Source organism: Acrocarpospora pleiomorpha, from assembly GCF_009687885.1.
Taxonomy (GTDB): domain Bacteria; phylum Actinomycetota; class Actinomycetes; order Streptosporangiales; family Streptosporangiaceae; genus Acrocarpospora; species Acrocarpospora pleiomorpha.
In genome coordinates, this window is sequence record NZ_BLAF01000053.1 from 76,519 (window position 1) to 83,558 (window position 7,040).

The 7,040-nt window shown below is 66.7% G+C and carries 8 protein-coding genes; 4 read left to right on the top strand and 4 right to left on the bottom strand.

What is annotated here, in order from left to right:
* Positions 1 to 33: 33 nt before the first annotated feature.
* The 3 genes from Aple_RS36965 to Aple_RS36975 all read right to left on the bottom strand — a co-directional run bounded on the left by Aple_RS36965 (position 34) and on the right by Aple_RS36975 (position 1,585).
* Entirely contained in the window at positions 34 to 378 is a 345-nt protein-coding gene (locus tag Aple_RS36965) for a hypothetical protein (RefSeq protein ID WP_218038690.1), read from the bottom strand.
* Between the two features lie 68 nt (positions 379 to 446).
* Complete coding sequence (locus Aple_RS36970) at positions 447 to 944, bottom strand: GbsR/MarR family transcriptional regulator (RefSeq protein WP_155349397.1); 498 nt, start codon at positions 942 to 944, stop codon at positions 447 to 449.
* 74 nt (positions 945 to 1,018) lie between these two features.
* A complete protein-coding gene (locus Aple_RS36975) occupies positions 1,019 to 1,585 on the bottom strand; it encodes a dihydrofolate reductase family protein (protein WP_155349398.1) in 567 nt (188 codons plus the stop codon).
* Positions 1,586 to 1,662: 77 nt separating this feature from the next.
* On the opposite strand from Aple_RS36975, the gene Aple_RS36980 reads away from it, so the two are divergent.
* On the top strand, positions 1,663 to 2,238 hold the full coding sequence (locus Aple_RS36980) for a TetR/AcrR family transcriptional regulator (protein WP_155349413.1): 576 nt from the start codon (positions 1,663 to 1,665) through the stop codon (positions 2,236 to 2,238).
* 185 nt (positions 2,239 to 2,423) lie between these two features.
* On the opposite strand, the gene Aple_RS55790 is transcribed toward Aple_RS36980, so the two are convergent.
* Positions 2,424 to 4,676, bottom strand: coding sequence for a molybdopterin-dependent oxidoreductase (locus tag Aple_RS55790; protein WP_155349399.1), 2,253 nt, complete (start codon positions 4,674 to 4,676; stop codon positions 2,424 to 2,426).
* Positions 4,677 to 4,909: 233 nt separating this feature from the next.
* Here Aple_RS55790 and Aple_RS36990 point away from each other — a divergent pair, with 233 nt between their 5' ends.
* From Aple_RS36990 to Aple_RS37000, 3 genes are all read left to right on the top strand, one after another.
* Positions 4,910 to 5,668, top strand: coding sequence for an NUDIX hydrolase (locus tag Aple_RS36990; RefSeq protein ID WP_155349400.1), 759 nt, complete (start codon positions 4,910 to 4,912; stop codon positions 5,666 to 5,668).
* A gap of 896 nt (positions 5,669 to 6,564) precedes the next feature.
* Positions 6,565 to 6,813, top strand: coding sequence for a hypothetical protein (locus Aple_RS36995; RefSeq protein WP_155349401.1), 249 nt, complete (start codon positions 6,565 to 6,567; stop codon positions 6,811 to 6,813).
* Between the two features lie 44 nt (positions 6,814 to 6,857).
* Positions 6,858 to 7,040 (top strand): hypothetical protein (locus Aple_RS37000; protein ID WP_155349402.1); only part of this gene is annotated, 183 nt, incomplete at its 3' end.

Below are 7,040 nucleotides of genomic sequence, written 5' to 3' on the forward strand. Positions count from 1 at the left end.
TCATCTTGAGGTTGGCAGTCAGTTCACCTCGTGTTACTCAGCGGTGAGTTCCATGAGCTGCTCGGCGGCGGTGGCGTTTCCCTTGTTGGCGAGGCGCCGCAGTTCGTCCATGTCACCTTGCTCGGTGGCGAGTTCGATCAGCTGGTCACTCGCGGTGGTATTGCCACGGTCGGACAAACGCCGCAATTCAGCCATATCACCGCGCTCGGTGGCGAGTTCGATCAGCTGGTCACTCGCGGTGGTATTGTCACGGTCGGACAAACGCCGCAATTCAGCCATATCACCGCGCTCGGTGGCGAGTTCGATTAGTTCGTCAATCGCCGCCTTGTCACCGTTCTCGGCCCGTTCCCGAAGGACGTACAGATCGGATTCAGCCATGATGCAACCTCCCAATTCAGGCCCCTGAGCCGGTCGGCCGGGGGGGCCTCCCCACGGGGTGTTATCCGCTACCCGCCCGGAGTGGGCAGCTTCCCCGACGCCCGAAGCTCATCGCGATATGTGTGCCATTCATCCAGCAGCGCGGGCAGTCGCTCGCCGAGGAACTCAGCCAGCGCGACCATCTCCTCTAGCGGAGCACGGCGTTCCGGCGGAGCATCGGCCAGCAATGCCAATCCCTCCCGGAACAGCGCCGCATGCTCCTTGTGGATCGCGGAGTCGAAGTTCTGCGGCTGCTGAGTCGCCGGATCCAAACTCACCCGGTCCACCCGTTCACCAGCGGTACGCGTCCGTCGCGCCATCCGATAGCTCTCGAGCATCTTGACCGCACCAGTGATCGCGCTCCGGCTCGCCAGCAACGCTTCACCCAGCTCATCGATCGTCTGCTGCGGCGGATCGCAGACGAACAGATACCCCAGCAGACGTCCAGCCATCGGCGGGAAGCCGTACTGACGTGCATAGAAACGGCCGACATGGTCGGCAAAGATCAGCTGGGTATCAGGTGGCACGCCGTCGACGATAGCAGGAATAACTGAAATGACACAAATTTTTGTCATCTCAGATGAAGCCGGGGGAACCGGATTCAGGTTCGGGTGTAGTGAGTCACGGTGGTGCCGTTACTGAATGATCGGACCTGGGTCGGGGTGAAAATGGTCGGCCGGAAGAGGCCGGAGAAGGCGGGGATCCCGCTCCCCGCGATCACGGGGTAACTCTTGACGATGAGTTCGTCGATCTCCGGGAGCAGCGCGCCGGCCAGCTTTCCGCCACCGCAGAGCCAGATGGACAGGCCTTCTCGCTTCTTGAGTTCGCGTATCACCGCGGCGGGGTCGTGGGCGATCAGCCGTACCTCGGGGTCGGTGATCGTGGTCGAGGTGGAGACGACGTGCTGCGCCAGGTGCCGGTAGGGGCTGGTGATGCCGACGTCGAGTGCGGGTTGGTACGTCCCCCGGCCCATGATCAGGGTGTCGAAATTTCGGTTGGGCGTATCCAGCCCGAATTGGGAGCGGGCGTGGGTGGGAAGGGTCTCCGGGTATTCGCCGACGATCCACTCCATCAGGTCGTCCGGCACGGGGAAGAAGTCGAACTCCCCGGCGGGACCGGCGATGTAGCCGTCGATGCTGACACCGAAGTAGTAGACGAGTTTCCGCATCCTCTGGCTCCACTTGAAGTACTCTGTCCGTAGTGGTTCGGACCATAGTACTACGCGTGGAGTGGTGTCAAACGATGGTGCGGCAGAATCCGGCGAGGCGTGGGGCCCTCCTCGACGCGGCTATTGATGTGCTGGCGCGTGAGGGCGCACGCGGGCTGACCTTCCGGGCCGTCGACGGTCAGGCCGGAGTGCCTGGTGGAACGACGTCCAACTATTTCGCCAATCGGGATGATCTACTCACCCAGGCGGGCGCGCGTATCTACGAGCACCTGACGCCGGACGCCGCCACCATGGCCAGAAGCCTGGATGGATCCCGCGACCGCAAGCGCGTCGCCGAGCTCATGCACGAGCTGGTCGCTCGCATCGGCACCCATCGCACCGGCTATCTGGCGCTCCTGGAACTACGCCTGGAGGCGACTCGCCGGCCAGGCCTGCGCGTCGTCCTCACCCAGCAGATCAAGGCGGACATCGACGCCAACATCACCTACCACATGGAGTCCGGCCTGCCCGGCGACGCCACGACGGTGCTCCTCCTCTACCTGGCCATGAACTGGCTGATCGTGGAGCAACTCACGCTCCCCGACGTGTTCACCGAGGCCCAGCTCCACGACCTGGTCGAGCGCGCGGTCGAACACCTCGTCCCCCCAAATTGATGGCGGAACGAGTCCAGGAGGAGTAAGGCCCCGCCCGGTCTTCCCCTCCGGACGGGGCCACACACCAGCCTAGCGGGAATACGAACACGCGGTCGATACCATGTCACATCGGCGCAAGTGAGCTGCGCTCAGATCCAGCGGTCCGCAGCAATCATGGGCCGCCGGGGATCGCCTCAGGTGCTGGGTCAGGTCGGGCCCGGGACGTTCTCTACTCGGGCGGGAACGTGTTTGTGCCAGGGGGTTCCCGCGTACGGGTCCCGGTCGGCTGAGGTGGTGAGCTCGTTGGGGGCGGCTCCGGAGTTGGTGAGGGTGCCGTTGGCGTCGGGGTAGGTGAGGCCTAGGCCGTTGGGGAGGGAGATGTGGCCGGGCAACAGGGTTTCGGTGATTTCGACGGGGACTTCGACGGCGCCCTGACGGGTGGTGACGCGGGCGGGGGAACCGTTGACAAGGCCGAGGGTGGCGGCGTCGGCAGGGTTGATTCTGAGGCTGCCGGCGGGGTCGCGGCGGCGCCAGGCGGGGTCGCGGAAGATCGTGTTGGCGGTGAAGGCGCGGCGTTCTCCCGCGGAGAGGACGAATGGGTAGTCGGGGTCGGAGGGAGGGCCGTCGCCGAGGGCCGCGATCTCGGTGAGGAGGTCCTGAAGCGCTAGGCGGACTTTGCCATCGGGGGTGTTGACACGGGTCAGGCCGTCGCCGGGCTCGTCCACGGTGAACACGATCCCAGAAGGACTGGCGAGGATCGCGTCGAACAGGTTGTCGCCGAGGGCCAGGCCTTCGCCTTCGATTCCGGCTCGCTGGACGGCCGCGGGGTGGGCCAGGGCGACCTTGTGGGCCAGCGCCCAGAGGGAGGCGGCCGCGGCGGCGTCGCCGGGGAGAGTGGGGCCGAGGGTCCGGTAGAGGATGACGGGGGCGACTTTGGCCGCGCCGGGGTCGGCCAGCAGGTTCAGGAAGGCGGCGGCGAAGGCGGGGCGGCCCTCGGCCAGGGCCTTGTGGAGGGTGGTGAGGTCGGGGACGGCGTCGATGGCTTCGCAGAGGCGGGCGTGGATTTCGGGTTCGGGGAGGAGGTCGCTGCCGGGAGGAGGGTCGAGGACCGGGCGGCGGAGGTGGAAGTAGTTGGCGGGGGTCTCCAGGTTGAAGAACGTGGCCTCCCATTTCTCGAACTGGGAGGGCGCCGGGAGAATGTAGTCGGCCAGGCGGGCGGTCTCCGTCATGGCGACGTCGATGACGACCAGCAGGTCGAGGGCGTTGAGCGCCTCGCGCATGCGGCGGGAGTCGGCCAGCGAGTGCGCGGGATTGGCGGTCTCGACGAGCATGGCGCGGTAACGTCGCGGATGCTCGGTGAGGATCTCGTCGGCGATGACGTTACAGGGGACCAGCCCGGAGATGATCCGGGCGCCCGCGACGGGGCTGAACCGGTCCGGGCGTGACCCCCAGTGCGTGAACGCGATCAAAGGGGCGAACAGGATCGGCGGGTTGTTGGTGCCGGGGCGGCCGAAGTTGCCGGTCAGGGCCCAGATCAGCGTGTCGAGGTAGCTGTTGACGGTGGAGTGCAGGGTCATCTGCACGCCGAGGTCCTCGTGCACGGCCACCGAACCAGCTGCGGCGATGCGGCGGGCGGTTCGCCGGATCAAGGACTCGTCCACTCCGGCGACGTCCGCGTACAGGCCGATGGGGACGTTGCCGAGCACGTCGCGTACCTCGTCCAGGCCGGTGGTGTGGGCGGCGAGCCAGTCGTGCGGCAGCAGGTCCTCCTGGACCAGGGTGGCGGTGAGCGCGGCCAGCAGCCAGGCGTCGGTGCCGGGTTTGGGGCGAAGGTGGATGTCGGCCAGCTCGGCGGTCTCGGTACGGCGGGGATCGATGACGATCAGGCAGCGGTCCGGGTCGCGGGCGATCTCGCGGAGGGTCGGGCGGGCGCGCGGGATGCCGTGGGACTGCCAGGGGTTCTTGCCGATGAAGAGCGCGACCTCGCAGTGGTCGAAGTCACCGGTGGCGACGTTGCCGAGCATGCGGTCGCCGACCCAGAACTGGCCGGTCTTCTCCTGGGCGAGAGCGTTGGACCGGTAGCGGGCGCCGAGGGCACGCATGAACGACCCGGCATAGGAGCCGCCGAGGTGGTTACCCTGTCCGCCACCGCCGTAATAGAAAATCGTCTCGCCGCCGTGAACGTCGCGGGTGGCGGCGAAGGCGGCGGCGACCTCACGAATCGCGGTGTCCCAGTCGATCTTCTCGAAGCTACCGTCCGGGCGGCGGCGGAGCGGGTGGGTCAGCCGGTCGGCGCCGTTCTGGTAGTGGTCAAGCCGGAGCGGCTTCTCACATGTGTACCCCAATGAGGACGGATGCGCCTTGTCACCACGGATGCGCTCGAATCTCCGCCCGTCCAGCTTGATCTCGATGCCACAGTTGCAGGCGCACAACACGCAGGCCGTCGGCTGCCACTCCATGCTCGCCTCCTGAGTTCACAAGATGAACCCAGACTACCGAACAAACCTCTACTTGTCCCGGCCCGCCGATCCCTTTCCTGTACGGCATGCGCCGCGCCCAATCGGCGCGAACCATGCCGATCTCACCGACCCTCCCCCGATGTCGGCATAATGCGCCCAACACCGCAGCGGCCCGACGCCCTCCAGACGGGCTTGAGCCTCATGGTGAACCTGTGCCGACCTAGCATGAGCCGGTGACCGAGCCACAGCTGCACCCTGCCGGTGTCGAGTTCTTGGACGTTCACCGGCTCCGCCTGGTTGAAGGTGCCGCGCCGCGGGTGCCGCGCGACCATCAGCTGGCCAGAGATCGCGTCTGGGACGAGGCGGTCAAAGCAAACCCTGGCCTGTTCGACGGTCCAGTGGTGGCGTGCACGGGGCTGGACTGGGATGAGCCCCACAGCATGGTCCTGCACTGGGCACCGGTGCCCTACCGGCACTTCGCCCTGCGTTGGGTTCCGGAGGCCATCGCGTTGCCGCCGCTGTTCGTCGCCGTCGTACAGCCGACAGATGAGGGTGGCCTGCTGGTGGGTCGGATGTCGTCGTCAACGGCCACTCCCGATCGCTGGCAACTGCCGGGCGGATCGGTCGAGCCGCCAGATGACCATCACCCCCTCGATGAGACCGCGCTGCGTCGGCACGCGGCTCGGGAACTGGTCGAGGAGACCGGAATCGACACGGCGCCGGAGGACCTTACTCTGTTGGTTGTGACACGCGGTGAGCACGGAAGCATCGGTATACTTTTCCGTGCTCCGCCTCAACCGGCTCCGGTGCTGCGTGAACGGTTCGCAGCCCTGCTGTCCGCGGAGGCTGCGCTGGGGCGTGACCCTGAGCTGCGGGAGATAGCGTTTGTACGCTTCCCTGCCGAGTTGGCGAACCTCAGCGGTCCGCAGGTGGACTACCTGAATCCCCTCGTCCGCCGGTACGTGACGGGCATGGAAGGAGACCTCGGCTGACCGTGACGGTCAAGCCGTCACAATTCACGAGCAAATCGGACACCCCCGTGAGCAGGAACATGGGGTGAACGTGTTGTCCCTGGGCTTGTTGCACGATCGCCGGATCCACTGCGGAGCGTTCTCGTGGTCGAGGTCGGCGAGAGTCCAGCCCCTAATCAGGGCTATCGGGTTTTCCTTCGGACAGACTTGCTGCCGGGTAGCCGCCGGTGGGTGAGTACTCCCCAGCCCTTGGTGGAGAGCGCGTCCATGGGACCGAGGACGGCGTACTCGCGGGATGGCGTACTCGCCGGCGCGGGCCATGTCACGCTCGCGTCCGTGGGCCGTACCGCAGAGGGCCCAGATCGGGAGGCCGTCCGGGGCGGAGATGGCCTGAACGTTTCCGCCGTGGTCCTCATGCTTGCACGGCCACCTCATGCTTGCCCGGCCACCACCGATCATGGTCGTTGGGACCGGGTGGGGACATCGGTCGGTTTCGATCAATGTTGTCGTCCGGGTCGACGTGCGTCAGGCCGCCCTGTCCCCAGAGCGCTGCCCATTGCCTTCTACCGGGAACCGCCGCACGCTGCCCGGGTCGGACCTGCACCGGGCAACACGTGGAGCGAACCTCCCTCACACGCAGCACTCCGTGTGGATCTCCGCTGCCGCAGCAGGAGATCTCGCTGACGCGCCGCGAAGCCAACACCACACCATGCTGACAATTCGCACATATGTGACTACACAAAGTTGCTAATCGAACGTGTGAGCGATATTCTGGTGGAAGGTCGACCAGCCGATCCACGACAGGAGGTGGTCCACGATGACGACATCGGGTGCAGTCCTGTTCCCTGACCACCGTGCCGCCACCTCTTCCCCCACCGATCCCGCCCCCTCCTTGGGCACCTGGCGGGCTGATCGCGGTGCCGAGGAGACTGAGCGGGGTGCCGGTCGTGGGCGGGGGACCGATCAGGGTGCTGGCGGTGATGCGGGGTGCGGGGATCACCCTGACCATCCCGATCATCCCGATCGCTCTGGCCGCTCCGATCGCTCTGGCCGCTCCGATCATTCTGGCCGCTCCGGTCGTTCTGATCATCCTGGCCGCTCCGATCACCCTGACCCGGGTTTGGCCGGGGCGGCGATACGGGAGTGGCTGCACCAGATCGAGGTGATCGCCGCCGACGGGTCGCGGGTGCCGTCTGATGTGGAGTCGGCGATGGCGGAGATTGTGGTGTTGGCGCGGGCGATCGATCGGGCCGAGGCGGCGATCGCGGTCCGGCTGGCCGTGGCCGATGCCGGGAAAGGCCAGCAGCTGTTCGGGCGGCGTTCGCTCGGGGCGTGGCTGGCCGCGGCCACCGGGTCCCGGGCCGCTAGGGCGGGGGAACGCGTCACCCTGGCC